Consider the following 14,588-nt stretch of genomic DNA (forward strand, 5'->3'; position numbering starts at 1 on the left):
GATAACCTGTTCTTACAAATTATGGAGTGATCATGACACCGCATGTGATGAAACGAGATGGCTGTAAAGTGCCGTTTAAATCAGAGCGCATCAAAGAAGCCATTCTGCGTGCAGCTAAAGCAGCGGGAGTCGATGACGCAGATTACTGCGCCACCGTCGCAGAAGTCGTAAGCAGCCAGATGGACGCGCGTAGCCAGGTCGATATTAATGAGATCCAGACTGCGGTTGAGAACCAACTGATGTCGGGTCCTTACAAGCAACTCGCACGCGCCTACATTGAATACCGTCATGACCGTGATATTCAGCGTGAAAAACGCGGTCGCCTGAACCAGGAAATTCGCGGCCTGGTGGAGCAAACCAACTCCGCGTTGCTCAATGAGAACGCCAACAAAGACAGCAAAGTCATTCCGACCCAGCGCGACCTGCTGGCCGGTATCGTGGCCAAACACTACGCTCGTCAGCACTTGCTGCCGCGTGATGTCGTGCAGGCGCACGAGCGCGGTGACATTCACTATCACGATCTCGACTATTCCCCATTCTTCCCGATGTTTAACTGCATGCTGATCGATCTGAAAGGGATGCTGACGCAGGGCTTTAAGATGGGTAATGCGGAGATCGAGCCGCCAAAATCGATCTCTACCGCCACCGCCGTGACCGCGCAAATCATCGCGCAGGTCGCCAGCCATATTTACGGCGGCACCACCATTAACCGCATTGATGAAGTGCTGGCGCCGTTCGTGACCGCCAGCTTCAAAAAGCACCGTAAAACGGCGGAAGAGTGGCAAATTCCGGATGCCGACGGCTATGCGCATTCCCGTACCGAGAAAGAGTGCTACGACGCATTCCAGTCTCTGGAGTATGAGGTCAATACGCTGCATACCGCCAACGGCCAGACGCCGTTCGTCACCTTTGGTTTCGGTCTGGGCACCAGCTGGGAATCGCGCCTGATTCAGCAATCCATTCTGCGTAACCGTATCGCTGGCCTGGGCAAAAATCGCAAGACCGCCGTGTTCCCGAAACTGGTGTTTGCGATTCGTGACGGTCTGAACCACAAATTTGGCGATCCAAACTACGACATCAAACAACTGGCGCTGGAGTGTGCCAGCAAACGTATGTATCCGGACATCCTGAACTACGATCAGGTCGTGAAAGTCACCGGTTCGTTCAAAACCCCGATGGGCTGCCGCAGCTTCCTCGGCGTGTGGGAAAACGAACAGGGCGAACAGGTTCACGATGGGCGTAATAACCTCGGCGTGATCAGCCTTAACCTGCCACGTATCGCACTGGAAGCGGGCGGTGATGAGCCGACGTTCTGGAAGTTGCTGGACGATCGTCTGATACTGGCGCGTAAAGCGCTGATGACCCGAATCGCCCGTCTGGAAGGCGTCAAAGCCCGCGTCGCACCGATCCTGTATATGGAAGGGGCCTGCGGCGTACGTCTGAAAGCCGATGATGACATTGCGGAAATCTTTAAAAACGGTCGCGCGTCAATTTCGCTAGGCTATATCGGTATCCACGAAACCATCAACGCCCTGTTTGGCGATACGCATCTGTATGACAGCGAAGTACTGCGCGCGAAAGCTGTCGCCATTGTTGCGCATCTGCGTCAGGCCGTCGATCAGTGGAAAGAAGAGACGGGTTACGGCTTTAGCCTGTACAGCACGCCGAGTGAAAACCTGTGTGACCGTTTCTGCCGTCTGGATACCGCCGAGTTTGGCGTTGTGCCGGGCGTCACTGATAAAGGCTACTACACCAACAGTTTCCACCTCGACGTAGAGAAGAAGGTAAATCCGTACGACAAAATCGATTTCGAAGCGCCTTATCCGCCGCTGGCGAGCGGTGGCTTCATTTGCTACGGCGAGTACCCGAACATCCAGCACAACCTGAAAGCGCTGGAAGACGTCTGGGACTACAGCTATCAGCATGTGCCGTATTACGGCACCAATACGCCAATCGATGAATGCTATGAGTGTGGCTTTACCGGCGAGTTCGAGTGCACCAGTAAAGGCTTCACCTGTCCGAAGTGCGGTAACCACGACGCCGCACGCGTGTCGGTTACCCGCCGCGTATGTGGTTATTTAGGCAGCCCGGACGCACGCCCATTTAACGCCGGTAAACAGGAAGAAGTGAAACGTCGCGTTAAGCATTTAGGGAATGGGCAGATCGGTTAATTTCCGTTTGCAAAGGCCGTAGGCCTGATAAGACGCAATCGCGTCGCCATCAGGCATCACAATGTTGCCGGATGGCGGTGCAAGCACCTTATCCGGCCTACATTCTTTCTGGACATCCTCTATGCAATATCATCAATATTATCCTGTCGACATCGTTAACGGCCCCGGAACTCGCTGCACCCTGTTTGTTTCAGGGTGCGTGCACGAATGCCCGGGCTGCTACAACAAAAGCACCTGGCGACTGAATTCAGGCCAGCCGTTCACGAAAGAAATGGAAGACCAGATCATTAACGATCTGAACGATACGCGGATCCACCGCCAGGGGATCTCCCTTTCCGGCGGCGATCCGCTTCATCCGCAGAACGTACCGGATATTCTGAAACTGGTGCAACGCATTCGCGCTGAATGTGCGGGCAAAGATATCTGGGTGTGGACCGGCTATAAGCTGGATGAACTCAATGCCGCGCAAATGCAGGTTGTGGATCTCATCAACGTGCTGGTCGACGGTAAGTATGTGCAGGATCTGAAAGACCCGGCGCTGATCTGGCGCGGCAGCAGCAACCAGGTTGTGCACCATTTGCGGTAACGTCCCCGTCAAAGCCGTTTGTCAGCGTCCTGATAAACGGCCGATTTTTCCCGCTTACCGATCGCAATCACCAATACCAGAATCTGTGCGCCTTTCACCTGATAAACCAGCCTGAAACCCGACGCCTTGAGTTTTATCTTGTAGCAATCAGGAAAGTCATGAAGCCGGGCGGAGGAGAGCCGTGGATGTGAAAGCACCTCAGCCAATTTCTTCCTGAACTGGTTTTTCACCGCTTCACCCAACTTTTGCCATTCCTTCAGCGCCCGCGGATCAAACGCCAGTTCATAGCGCATCCAGTCTGACCTTAATGGCCTCTTGCGGATCGGCCAGTCGCTCCCTGACAGTACGCAATAACGCTTCTTCGCTATCACTGACAGTGAGTGTCTTTACCGGCATGCGTCCATTTTCAGCCACATACTGAAACAGCAGTCTTACCGCTTCAGTAGGCGTAATATTGAGTTTTTCCAGCACGGCATACGCCTCGTTTTTGAGTTTGTCATCCAGACGGACGTTCAATGTGGCCATTATGCCTCCAGAGAAAAAAGAAATGTAATGCATTATAGCATTACATCTGCATTACATTCATATCTGGATAATGGCTCTCAAAAACGACTCACGCACTCCATCGCCACCGCTTTAAACTCGGCGAAGTTCTGGCTGCTGCACAGCCGCGTCATGGCGCGCTCGCGCAGGAACGTGACGAAGATATCGTAGATAGCCATTGCCTCTTCGTACTCGCTTTTGCTGATGGCGAGTAAAAAGATCACGTGCGCGGTCTCGTCACCCCAGGCGATGCCCTGTGGGGCGAGCACCGTATAGACCACCGTTTTTTTCGCCAGCAGTCCGAGGGCGTGCGGCAGCGCAATACTGTCACCAAGCATCGTGCTGACGATCGCCTCACGCTCAACTACCGAGTCGAGGAATTCCGCATCGACAAATCCTTCACTCTGCAACCGATCGCACAAGGTTTTAAACAGCGTCTGCTGATCCATCTCACCGTCGATAATACAAAAATGTGCGGCATCGAAGTATTTGTTCAGCATCCACGGACGGGTTCTGTCCACCAGCACCAACTTACCGATCTGTTCCAGTTGATAGTCAGTAGGGAACGGGGCGATCTGCACGACCGGTTTGTCTTTCTCACCGATCCGCGCCGTGGCGATCACAAAGTCCTCCGCGATGCTCTCGCGCTGTTCGTAATCGCGCAGCGTCAGCGTATGCACAATTTCAATCTGCGGATATTTGCGTGCCAGTACCGCTTCAATCATGCGCACCATCGCATTTCCCGCGTCACAAACCAGCAGGACTTTTGGCTGGCGTTGGTAACCGATGTTGTAACTACGTTCAAGTCCAACGCCGATGTGCAACACCAGAAAGCCGATCTCGTTTTCGCTGATGGCGTAAGGGGTGTATTTGCCCCAACTGGAAACCGCCGCCAGGGTCATATCCCACGCCATTGGATAGTGCTGCTTGATGTTTTCCAGTAGCGGATTCGGGATCATTATCTGATAGCGCACCCGTGTGATCATCGTTTTGATGTGAGTGAGTAAATCCGCGTGAAGCTGTTTATCATTCAACAGGTTATAGTTGTACTGGCTGTTGATAAACCGCAGAATGTAATTGACCAGCGCTTCTTCATCGTCGGCATTGATCGCGCTGGGGGCAATTTCCTGCACCTGCCGCGCCGCGATATGCACCTTCAGCCAGTTCTCTTCCGATACCGAGAGCGGATGATTTGCCAGATGCTGCACCACAGCGGCAATCTCACGCGCCGCCAGGCATACGTTCTCTTCCACCTCTTCGGTGGTGAACTCCGACAGCGGATACCCTTCGCTGATGCGGCGTACCGCGACCGCGCAGTACAGCCGCAAAAACAGTTCGCCTTCGTCGGTAAGGCGAATATGGAAGCGGTTGAAGATCTCCTCAAGGAGAGGTTGAAGCTGCGACGGCACACCGGCATACAGCGCCTCTTCAGTCACCAGCGGATTAGCAGGATCCTGCTGCGCCAGCGTCCAGAGAAGATCGGTCAGGCAGGCGCGGATCGCCATCTCGCTGCCGAACAGTTTCATGCCATGGCGAGGGCGGGTTTCCAGCGTCAGATGATAGCGTTGCAGCCATTCACGTACTTCCGCCATGTCATTTTGTAACGTCGCCCGGCTGACAAACCATTCATCAGCTAAATCTTCGAGTTTGAGAGAAAAAGCGGACGTCAGAAAGCGCACCATCAGATAGTGCACGCGTTCCTGACTGGTTCGCGGAATTCGCAGCGCGCTGGGCTGCTGCGATTGCAGGGACTGATAGCTTGCCGGGTCATCGATCCTGAGCTGATAACCGTTGCCCCGGCTGAGGATAAACTGCGCGCCATGCTGAGTCAGCAGGGCGTTGAGCGCAGTAATATCGGCACGAACAGTACGTGTGGAAACCGACAACCGCTGCGCCAGCTCATCCTGTGGCAGCGTCTCGTTTTGCAACATAGTAAACAGTTGCGCCAAACGTTGGTTGGGGAATCGCACATCACTCTCCTCGTTATTTTAACCTACACACGTCCGGGTAAACGCAAGCAGCTGGCGCACATCGTCCGGACGGGTGTTCCCACTTACCTTATCAATAATAGAACTATAAATGTGAGGAATGATTTTACTGACGCCAGCGTCGAGGGCAATTTGCAAAATCTCAGCGTAGTTTTCCAGATCGATGCCACCGGTCGGTTCCAGCCAGAAATCATGACGCGCACAGGCCTCTGCCACCGCTTTATATTCGTCACGGCATTTCAGCCCCCCCATCGGGAAGTATTTGATCGAGCTCCCCCCCATATCTTTCAGCAATGCGATAGCCGTTTCGACCGGGACAATGCCGTCCGCCGCTTTGCTGCTCAGCGGTCCGGTGGAAATTTTCACCAGACCCGGCGTGCCGGTTGGCGATACCAGACCGTTAACCACCGTCTCACTCTGCCCGAGCAGGGCGCGGCTGGTTGCCACGCCGGTGAACACCTGGTTGACGTGCTGCGGCTGAACCTGGCGGGAGATTTCACTGACCATCGCCGACTGGTTCGGATCGCCCGCCCCCAGCCCGACAGACAGCGCGTTGTTGATAAGCTTCGCGTAGTCGCGCATATCCGCCACCGCGCTTTCGACATCCGGGTAATTTTTGGAGAGCACGCCGACCAGCACATGACCTTCCGCCGCATCGTAAATATCTCGAGCGTTCTCTTTCGAGCCAGCCAATACGTTCAGGCAGACGCGATCGCGGTAAAAGTTCGGGGTCAGTTTCATGCTTGTTTCTCCTGATTAATTACGTCGCCAATACGGCGCGCCACAATATCCAGTTGTGCGCGGTCTACGCTGCGCACATCCGCTTCAATAATCCCTTCGTTGGCTTTGTAGCCACGGAAGTAAATCGCGTATTCGCCCTGCTTGAGCGCTTCCACCAGTTCGCCCGTTGCGATGCCGGTAACGGCTTCATCGAACTTAATTTCTGCACGGGCGATATCCCGTCCGGCGCTATCCCACACCACGCGAGCGGTCACCCCGTTGAGTGCATTGAGTGCGTCAATAAACGGCGTCATTTTTTCAACCATCTCCGCGCCGCTCTCTTTCTGAGCATGCAGATAGAGTTCAATGGCGCAGGTCAGACCGAGAATGCCCTCTTTGCCGACCTTCATCGCCCGGCCAATGCCCGCTGTCTGGCGTTTCACCCACTCGACGTACTGCGTTTTACCGATGACCAGTCCGCTGGTTGGCCCTTCAATGGCCTTCGCACCGCTGTAGATCACTAGATCCGCGCCGGAACGGTAGTAGCACTGCAGATCTTCTTCCGCCGCCGCATCGACAATCAACGGCAGATTATGTTTACGCGCCACCACGACGGCCTGCTCAACGCTGAGCATACTTTTCTGCACGCAGTGGTGGGATTTGATGTACAGGATCGCCGCCGTACGCGGGGTGATCGCCGCGGCCAGTTGTGCGGCAGAGCACTCATTGGCATAACCCGCTTCCACCAGCTTGCCGCCGCCCAGCGCCACCATCGTGCCGACCGGCGCGCCAAAGTTGACGTTATGACCTCTCGGCAGCACGATTTCGTTATTTTCAATCGGCGTGACATGCAGGTTTTCCAACAGCCAGTCGCTGTCCTGAACCAGCACGGCAGCCACCGACTGGGCGATACCCGCAGACGCACAGGAGACCACCGTCGCGCCCTCTACATCCAGCAGCTTCGCGATGTATTCCCCGGTTTTATTCACCAGATCTTTCATTTCAAAGTACTGGTTCATGCCGGCCATCGCCGCTTCCACCACTTCCGGGCGCGGCGTGGAAACGCCCAGCGCCGTCATACGTCCAGAGGTATTAATCACCTGCTTTAAATGGTATTTCTCAAAAATCGAAGGCATGTTCCGCGCTCCCTTGTTCGGTCATATAGCCCTTGCCCGCACGTATTGCGGCAAGCGGCACCAGCAGCTTCTCAGCCTGTAAGCTGTCATTTTCGGCATCCATCAGCACGGTTGGCTGATGCTTCAGCGTAAAGAGGGTTAAGTCAGCGTCCAGACCAGGCTGGAGGCGACCTTTAGATTTCAGGCGCAAGCCGTCGGCGGCATTGGCCGTCACGCAGTCGATGACCTGCGGCAGCGACATTCCGATGGCGAGGAATTTCGACATCACATTCGCCAGTGAATACACCGGGCCGCTGATACGGTTGCGGCAATAGATATCAGAGCTGATGGTCTGCGGCAGAATGCCTAAGCTGATGGCGCGTTTCGCCACCGCGAAACTCAGGCTGGCCGTGCCGTGTCCTACATCCAGACGCACGCCGCGCTGAATCGCCCGGGTGACCGACGCGCGCAGTTCGCCTTCCGGCGTCAGGATACGATTGGGTTTTCCGTTGTAGCAGTGGGTGATGATATCGCCCGCCGTCAGTCGCTCCGCAATCTCATCCAGATCCGGCGGGTTATTGCCGATGTGAACCATCAGGGGCAAATCACCGTTCTCTTGCTGCATCGCTTTGGCGCGATCCAGCGGTGTAATACCATTTTCACCCACCACGCTGCTGCTCATTCGCGCCTTCAGGCCAACGATAAAATCGGGATAACGTTTTACCGCCTGCTTCACCGCGTCGGCGTCGATGTTGGCCATATTCGCCAGCTCGTTTTGCGCAATCAATCCGACACGGGAGATGTTCAGTAGGGCATAGACTTCCGTCGCGGCTTCGCGCGTCAGGGTATAAAAATCATCAATATCGTCGGCACCGGTGCTGCCCGCATCCACAACGGTTGTCACGCCGGTGGCAATGCCTACGCTGTCCGGTTCGTCGTGATAAATCGGGGAGTTTGGATAGCAGTGGACGTGGGAATCAATCCATCCGGCGCTGACGTAACACTCGCCGTTGAGCTCAACGGTTTTCACCGCCGGGTCATTTATCTCACCTAACGCGGCGATTTTGCCGTCCTTCAGGGCGATGTCACAGACCGTATCGTCAACCAGACGCGCACGGCGCAGGAGTAAATCAAACATGTCTCTCTCCTGTTAGTGCGGGCGTTTTCACGCCCGCCGAGGGTTAGCTAATCGCAATCGGGAAGATTGAACCTAAAATCATTGCGCCAAGGATCGCGCCACCGGTGATCGGTTTCTGCCAGATGTAAAACAGCAGTGCGCCGACCAAAGAACCCACGCCGATAGGGATCGACGCCGTCATCGCGCTGAGGATGATCAGTGGACCGAGGAAACGACCCGAGGCGTTACCAGCCCCCATCATCACGTCCGCCCCGTAGGTCGAATCGCTCTGATTGATGGTGAACTTACGCGCCAGAATGATGACGTAACCGATCGCCAGACCAATCGCCAGCCCCGTAGCCAGAGAAGCGATAAAGTTCTCAACCGGGAACATAATGCCCGCGCCCAGCAGCAGCGCCGGAACCCCCAGACCCACACCGGTCTGAATCGCGCCGCCGATATCCAGAATCCCCACCAGAGAACCTTCGATAATACGGGCGAACAGGAAGCTGGCGCCAAATGCCGCCACCGCGCCGTACGATCCGGTATCAATTCCCGCTTTCAGCATGGCCACGAAAGCCACTTCGTTGAACGCGCCAATCCCGTACAGGTAGTACATGTGCGTCCCGGCAAATACGCCGGAGGAGAGCAGGCCAACGAAGATCGGGAAAGACCAGTCGGCAAACCAAAAACCTTTATTCTGTTCCATTGTGGCCTCCGTTATTTGCCGCTAAGCGAGTTGTGGATCAGTTCGAGCCAGTTCGGCACGGTCATGTGGAAGGATTCGATCATCTTCATGTCGAAGCCACGGAAGAAGCCGCTCAGGACGAACAGCAGAACAATCGCCGCCATCATCACTTTGGTCACATGGTTCCAGCCGCTCTCTTCAACGCCTTTACCGATCAGGATGCCCAGTACCAGACCCGGAACGGCGTTACCCATGATCAACTGCGCCGCGCCGCCGAAAACGGTTGCCCAGAAGCCCGATTTCTTACCGGCATCGATTGCCGCCAGCCAGAAGATCACTGGCATCACGGTGTTGACCAGCAGGTTTGCCGCAGGAACCAGTACCTTAACGGCGGTCACCTGCAACGCTTCCGGTACGGAAGAGGCCGTGAGGTTCAGGAAGGTCACGACGATCATGCCGATGATGCCGCAGGCAATCGCCATCTTTTTCGGGTCATGCAGCGTTTCACCGACGTTGCGGTTTTTGATCATCAGCGCTGCCGCGCCCCAGTTAGGAATAATGCGGTGATCCACGTCCTGTGTGAACGAGCCCGCCGCAACGGATGAGGCCCAGGCGTTGAAGAAAAAGCCCAGGCCAAACGAGAAGTGAGAAGCCGGATCCCCTTCACAGGAGTTCAGTTCCCCCAGAGTTCGAAACGCACCCATCCCCTGTGTGGTAGGCGCATGAAACATGCGTGCAGCCCCGGCCCCCACACCCACGCCGACGAGGGCACCGATGATGAGCGATTTTATTAAAATTATCAGGAACATAATTATGCCTTCTTAACAAGAATCAGCGTTGCGAGACAAAATCCACCTTGTCCAGATTGATGGCTGTCACGTTGACGGTCACATCCAGCTCCACGCTGTAAGTGCGTCGTTCCCGGCGCAGAAAGAAGAACAAAAACGCTTCTTTGCGCACCGCTTCACGCGCTTGAACAACCTGCACATCCTGTGGCTCAATACGCAGTAAAATATGCGGCGATGCCTTCATGACCGCGGCCTGAACGTGGTTCAGGGCATCGGCAAAGGCGCGCGTTTTGGCTTCGCCTTTACCGGTGACTCTCACCGTTGTGGTGAATTGTTCTTTCATACTTAGGCGCCGTATTTTTTCTGCCACGCCTGAACCAGACGCTCGCCAAGCTCTTCTTTATCCATAAAGCCGAACCCCAGCACGTTGCAGCCTTCGTTAATCGCCGTTACGCCTTCATCCACAGAGCGCATCCCGTATTTAGCCTTGTAGCCGTATTTGTTCTGTGCGGTGATAGCGCCCGCGCCGCCGCTGCCGCAAAAGGAGATGCCGAACGTGGCGTTTTCCGCTTTCATCACGTCCCCCAGTTTCATATCCGCGGCGACACCCGGTACCACCACCGCACGGCCACCGGCTTTCTCGACGCCTGCTGCCACTTTCTGGCCTTTCCCCAGACGATCGCCAATCACGACTGTAATCTGTTCCATGTTGTTGCTCCTTAAAGGTTGTCTTTCGCGACTTCAAAGTGGACGGACAGCAGCCAGGCCTCTTCCTCGGGAAGATTGCCAAACGCTGCGACCACGTCGCGGGCAAGCGCCATTGAATCGGCTGAAATTTCATCAAACAAACTGGCTTCCACTTCCGGCAAAGGCTCTCCGGTCACCGACCGGTGCGCCATGGCGCGAACGTGAGACGTCAGCATTTGTTCCTGTACGGCGTTGGGAATGATGTGATGTTCACGCAGCAAGGCATACACTTGCGCCAGCATGCGATCGGCCAGTTCACCAATCTGCGCCACCTGGTCCCCCATGTCGTTCATTACTGCTCCGTTATTCACTCGTCTTACCCCGTTAATGGCTCTGAGTTAAAACTAGCGGTGGGGGTCAAAAGTTTGTAGCGAGTTGTTTTCCACTTCGAAGTGGAAAGGCGAGTGGCAATAGTGATCTGTTCCACAAAAAAGGGGGTTTTGATGATTTATCGCTGGGAAAGTGTGATTTTATTCACAGATATCGAGGGTGTTTCGTGGCGACGCCAGCAGAGAAGAAAGTCTGAAACTGTGAGCAGAGCGCGCTTTTGAGCCGTATTATCGAAAAGAGTTATGACGAATCCTTGCAAGACATGACGCAAGGAGAGAGAAAATAACGGCCCGATGTTAAAACACCACACCGTTTCATCATGGTGTCATTTTCTTAAATGAGAAGGAATTCCTTATGAGTGTGCCTCAAACAAAAGCTGAATTACTTTTAGCCATTGATAAAAATTTCAGTAAATTAATCGGTTACCTTAATTCAATCCCGAACGAAATGACTTCCGATGACTCAATGGATGGGCACGCCAAAGGGACAGAGATGAGCGTTCGTGACCTTGTTTCGTATCTACTTGGATGGAATTCTCTGGTTGTAAAGTGGATCACTTTTGATGCGAAAGGTCAGCCGGTCGATTTTCCGGAAACAGGTTATAAATGGAACCAGCTTGGCCTCCTTGCTCAAAAATTTTACAAGGATTACAGCGCGTTAAGCTATGACTCCCTGATCGCTGAATTACAGGCTGTAAAAAATGAAATTGTGCGGCTTATTAATGAACGTACTGATGATGTTTTGTACGGTAAACCGTGGTACACAAAATGGACGATGGGGCGAATGATCTCATTTAACACCTCTTCGCCTTACGCCAATGCGAATGGAAGATTAAGAAAGTGGGCGAAAAATAAAAATATCAGTTTAAAGTAATCATCAAAGTGAAATTATAAATCTGCCCCCCTTCTTATTCGACGCTGCCAGGTCTACATGTCACAGGTAGCGTCGAACCACAAGCGGACAGATTAGGGCATAAAAATATATTGCTGCCATCCGGATTATATCAATGCGACAGGCTGGTTTTCCTGAATCACTTTTTCTTCTCTACGGATGGGCGCTTACGGTTAACGCGCAGAGCATCTATCACCAGTGAAAACGCGGGAGAGACTTGTTTGCGGCTGGGGTAATACAAATAGTACCCAGGAAAAGGCTTACACCACGGTTCAAGCACACGGATTAATCGACCTTTCTCAATATGTTCACCGAACTCTTCCTCCGGTAAAAAAGCGATTCCCATCCCCTCCAGAGCAGCATAGACAATGTGTTCTGACGTGTTGAACGTCACTTGCCCGCTCACCCGCACGTTCAAGTCGCCGCCGTCCTGATCAAAATCCCAGACATACAGCCCACCCGATCTCACCATTCTCTGATTTATACAGCAGTGTTGCGTCAGTTCATGGGGGGTTTGTGGAATGGGATAACGCGAAAAATAATCCGGTGAGGCTGCGGCCGCCATACGGAGTTCTGGTCCAATCGGTATGGCTATCATGTCTTTATCAATCGTGTCGCCCAGTCGCACTCCGGCGTCGAAACGGTCGGCGACAATATCGCGAAAACCGTGATTGGCGTCGAACTCAATATGAATATCAGGGTATTCACGCAACAGTGGCGTCAGTTTAGGTAACAGTGTGGTACGCAAAACGTTCGGCCCACAGGTGATTCGTACCGTACCGGCGGGTTTGTCTCGCAGCTCAGTGAGCATATCCAGTTCGGCTTCAATCTCATCAATGCGGTTGCCGATGGACTGCAACAACCGTTCTCCGGCAGCGGTGGGGGACACGCTGCGGGTGGTGCGGGTGAGAAGTCGAATTTGCAGGCGATTCTCAAGAGCGGAAATCGCCTGGCTGAGAGCCGGCTGTGTGACACCAAGATGTGCCGCCGCGCGGGTAAAACTTCCTTCGCGGGCAACGGTGACAAAATAAAGCAGGTCATTGAGATTGCGTTTCATCTGTCAGGCTTTCCCGATTAATAAGGTAATCTTATAAGCCTATTAAGCATTCATTAGCTAGTCAACCTACGCCTGCCGTGTAAAACTTTCCGCAAGAGATCATCGTGAACTGCATGTTTATTTATGCACTTTTTGTCGTTATTCCCATGAATAACGTCCGGCCCCGGCTTGCCTGAAGATGGCTGACCTGTATAGCGCACACGTTGTCGGATAATGCCGAGGCAGGAGATAGACGACCGATCGCCGCAACAGGGATGACCATTCTGACATCACGTAAAACACACCACGCACACGAGAGGATGAAATTCATGAAAAATATGACACTGGCGCTGGGGCTGTTAATCAGTTCATTCGCCGCCACCGCGGCGGATATGTCAAAAGGCGCGGACAACTTCTATAAAAGCGATAACGTTACCCAGCAAAAGGTCACGTTTAAGAATCAGTACCAGATGAACGTCGTGGGAAATTTGTTTATTCCAAAGACGCTGAATCAGAATGCGAAAAACCCAGCCATTGTCGTCGGACATCCGATGGGCGCGGTAAAAGAGCAAAGCTCGAACCTGTATGCCCAAAAACTGGCAGAGCAGGGTTTTGTGACGCTGGCGATCGATCTCTCTTTTTGGGGGGAAAGTGAAGGAAAGCCGGGGCATCTGGTTTCACCGGAAATTTATGCAGATGACTTCAGCGCGGCGGTCGATTACCTCAGTACCCAGCCGTATGTTGACCCAGAGAACATCGGCGTACTGGGTATCTGTGGCAGCGGGAGCTTTGCAATCAGTTCAGCCAAAATCGATCCACGTATGAAGGCGATTGCCACTGTCAGCATGTACGACATGGGCTCGGCGTTCCGTCATGGTCTGAATCATTCCCAGACGCCAGAACAGCGTCAGGCCTTTATTAAATCGGCTATCGAGCAGCGATTTGCAGAATTTAAAGGCGCAGAGAAGGCGTATATCCCGGGGACCGTTAACAAACTGGATGACTCAACGCCGGCCATTCAGCGTGAGTTCTTTGATTTTTACCGTACCGAGCGAGGCGGCTACACCCCGCAGGGTGAGAAAGAAGAACTGACCACCAAACCGCTGTTAAGCAGCATTGGTAAATTTATGAATTTCTATCCATTCAACGATATAGAAACGATTTCACCGCGCCCCATGCTGTTTATTACCGGGAACCAGGCGCATTCGAAAGAATTCAGCGAAGATGCCTGGAAACGTGCGGCTCAACCGAAGGAGCTGTATGTCGTTCCCGGGGCTGGTCATGTCGATTTGTATGACCGTACCGACCTGATTCCGTTCGAAAAGCTGACATCGTTCTTCAAAACGAATCTGAAGTAATGATTAAGGCCGCCCTTGTAAAGAGGGCGGCCTGGTTCAGGAGAGTCTGGTTGAAAAGACCGTTATTTTTATTATTTCCCCTGAAGCCCCGGCTGAAGGCATCAGGGGAGACCATTAACGATACTTCTTGTGGTAGGCGTTGCGGGTGGTTTTGAACTCTTCCGCGGCGGCCTGCGCTTCTTTGACCTTCCCTTCCTTCGCCAGCTTCAACGCACCGTCGATCTGACCGACCAGGACGTCAAAACCATGACGAAAATCTTTCATTTCCGGACTGTCGGAGGCTTTGCTTTCCAGCTTTGGCGGCGTCGCTTTTTGGGCATCCAGCGCGGCAGCGCGCATTTTGGTTAACGCCTCTGTCACCTGTGTTGCGTTATCCGCTTTTTCGACCACCTTCAGGTTATCGTTAAGCGTTTCCATATTGTCTTCGAGTTCGGCGGCAAACGCCGTTGCCGAACTCAATACCAGAGTGGAGACCGCCAGCATCGCCAGTAGTTTTTTACGCATTGCTCA

At 53.6% G+C, this 14,588-nt stretch carries 17 protein-coding genes; 4 read left to right on the forward strand and 13 right to left on the reverse strand.

Going from position 1 to position 14,588, the window contains the following annotated elements:
• Positions 1-32 precede the first annotated feature (32 nt).
• Together nrdD and nrdG are read left to right on the forward strand one after the other, a co-directional pair.
• Complete coding sequence (gene nrdD / locus QQZ17_RS02695; protein WP_152401772.1) at positions 33-2,171, forward strand: anaerobic ribonucleoside-triphosphate reductase; 2,139 nt, start codon at positions 33-35, stop codon at positions 2,169-2,171.
• Between the two features lie 121 nt (positions 2,172-2,292).
• The gene (nrdG, locus tag QQZ17_RS02700) at positions 2,293-2,757 is read left to right on the forward strand and encodes an anaerobic ribonucleoside-triphosphate reductase-activating protein (protein ID WP_152401770.1); all 465 of its coding nucleotides are present in this window, start codon (positions 2,293-2,295) and stop codon (positions 2,755-2,757) included.
• Between the two features lie 8 nt (positions 2,758-2,765).
• On the opposite strand, the gene QQZ17_RS02705 is transcribed toward nrdG, so the two are convergent.
• From QQZ17_RS02705 to QQZ17_RS02755, 11 genes are all read right to left on the reverse strand, one after another.
• Complete coding sequence (locus tag QQZ17_RS02705) at positions 2,766-3,050, reverse strand: type II toxin-antitoxin system RelE family toxin (protein WP_152401768.1); 285 nt, start codon at positions 3,048-3,050, stop codon at positions 2,766-2,768.
• The gene (locus QQZ17_RS02710) at positions 3,040-3,282 is read right to left on the reverse strand and encodes a type II toxin-antitoxin system RelB/DinJ family antitoxin (protein ID WP_152401767.1); all 243 of its coding nucleotides are present in this window, start codon (positions 3,280-3,282) and stop codon (positions 3,040-3,042) included. The genes QQZ17_RS02705 and QQZ17_RS02710 overlap by 11 nt, the downstream gene beginning before the upstream one ends.
• A gap of 77 nt (positions 3,283-3,359) precedes the next feature.
• On the reverse strand, positions 3,360-5,270 hold the full coding sequence (locus QQZ17_RS02715; protein ID WP_152401764.1) for a BglG family transcription antiterminator: 1,911 nt from the start codon (positions 5,268-5,270) through the stop codon (positions 3,360-3,362).
• An 18-nt stretch (positions 5,271-5,288) separates the two neighbouring features.
• The gene (gene dagF, locus QQZ17_RS02720) at positions 5,289-6,029 is read right to left on the reverse strand and encodes a 2-dehydro-3-deoxy-phosphogluconate aldolase (RefSeq protein ID WP_152401762.1); all 741 of its coding nucleotides are present in this window, start codon (positions 6,027-6,029) and stop codon (positions 5,289-5,291) included.
• On the reverse strand, positions 6,026-7,144 hold the full coding sequence (locus QQZ17_RS02725) for a DgaE family pyridoxal phosphate-dependent ammonia lyase (protein ID WP_152401760.1): 1,119 nt from the start codon (positions 7,142-7,144) through the stop codon (positions 6,026-6,028). The genes dagF and QQZ17_RS02725 overlap by 4 nt, the downstream gene beginning before the upstream one ends.
• The gene (locus tag QQZ17_RS02730) at positions 7,128-8,261 is read right to left on the reverse strand and encodes an amidohydrolase/deacetylase family metallohydrolase (RefSeq protein ID WP_152401757.1); all 1,134 of its coding nucleotides are present in this window, start codon (positions 8,259-8,261) and stop codon (positions 7,128-7,130) included. The genes QQZ17_RS02725 and QQZ17_RS02730 overlap by 17 nt, the downstream gene beginning before the upstream one ends.
• A 43-nt stretch (positions 8,262-8,304) precedes the next feature.
• Positions 8,305-8,949: a DUF4310 family protein gene (locus tag QQZ17_RS02735; RefSeq protein ID WP_042321639.1), complete on the reverse strand. Its 645-nt coding sequence runs from the start codon at positions 8,947-8,949 to the stop codon at positions 8,305-8,307.
• A gap of 11 nt (positions 8,950-8,960) precedes the next feature.
• Positions 8,961-9,737 (reverse strand): DUF4311 domain-containing protein, encoded by a 777-nt coding sequence (locus QQZ17_RS02740; protein ID WP_042321636.1) that lies wholly within the window; start codon positions 9,735-9,737, stop codon positions 8,961-8,963.
• A 22-nt stretch (positions 9,738-9,759) separates the two neighbouring features.
• Positions 9,760-10,059: a DUF4312 family protein gene (locus QQZ17_RS02745; protein ID WP_046495547.1), complete on the reverse strand. Its 300-nt coding sequence runs from the start codon at positions 10,057-10,059 to the stop codon at positions 9,760-9,762.
• 2 nt (positions 10,060-10,061) lie between these two features.
• Positions 10,062-10,424 carry an SFCGS family glycine-rich protein gene (locus tag QQZ17_RS02750; protein ID WP_012134368.1) on the reverse strand — a complete coding sequence of 121 codons (363 nt, stop codon included), beginning with the start codon at positions 10,422-10,424 and terminating at the stop codon, positions 10,062-10,064.
• An 11-nt stretch (positions 10,425-10,435) separates the two neighbouring features.
• The gene (locus QQZ17_RS02755) at positions 10,436-10,774 is read right to left on the reverse strand and encodes a glycine dehydrogenase (protein WP_162200254.1); all 339 of its coding nucleotides are present in this window, start codon (positions 10,772-10,774) and stop codon (positions 10,436-10,438) included.
• A gap of 373 nt (positions 10,775-11,147) precedes the next feature.
• On the opposite strand from QQZ17_RS02755, the gene QQZ17_RS02760 reads away from it, so the two are divergent.
• Positions 11,148-11,666 carry a ClbS/DfsB family four-helix bundle protein gene (locus QQZ17_RS02760; RefSeq protein ID WP_152401755.1) on the forward strand — a complete coding sequence of 173 codons (519 nt, stop codon included), beginning with the start codon at positions 11,148-11,150 and terminating at the stop codon, positions 11,664-11,666.
• 157 nt (positions 11,667-11,823) lie between these two features.
• Here QQZ17_RS02760 and QQZ17_RS02765 read toward each other — a convergent pair whose 3' ends face one another.
• Positions 11,824-12,741 carry a LysR family transcriptional regulator gene (locus QQZ17_RS02765; protein ID WP_152401753.1) on the reverse strand — a complete coding sequence of 306 codons (918 nt, stop codon included), beginning with the start codon at positions 12,739-12,741 and terminating at the stop codon, positions 11,824-11,826.
• 308 nt (positions 12,742-13,049) lie between these two features.
• Between QQZ17_RS02765 and QQZ17_RS02770 the strand changes: the two genes are divergently transcribed.
• Positions 13,050-14,078 (forward strand): alpha/beta hydrolase, encoded by a 1,029-nt coding sequence (locus QQZ17_RS02770; protein ID WP_152401751.1) that lies wholly within the window; start codon positions 13,050-13,052, stop codon positions 14,076-14,078.
• A 114-nt stretch (positions 14,079-14,192) separates the two neighbouring features.
• Here QQZ17_RS02770 and cybC read toward each other — a convergent pair whose 3' ends face one another.
• Positions 14,193-14,582, reverse strand: a complete 390-nt coding sequence (gene cybC, locus QQZ17_RS02775) for a cytochrome b562 (RefSeq protein ID WP_152401749.1) — start codon at positions 14,580-14,582, stop codon at positions 14,193-14,195.
• Positions 14,583-14,588: the final 6 nt, after the last annotated feature.

Source organism: Citrobacter sp. T1.2D-1 (genome assembly GCF_950098555.1).
Classification (GTDB): domain Bacteria; phylum Pseudomonadota; class Gammaproteobacteria; order Enterobacterales; family Enterobacteriaceae; genus Citrobacter_A; species Citrobacter_A telavivensis.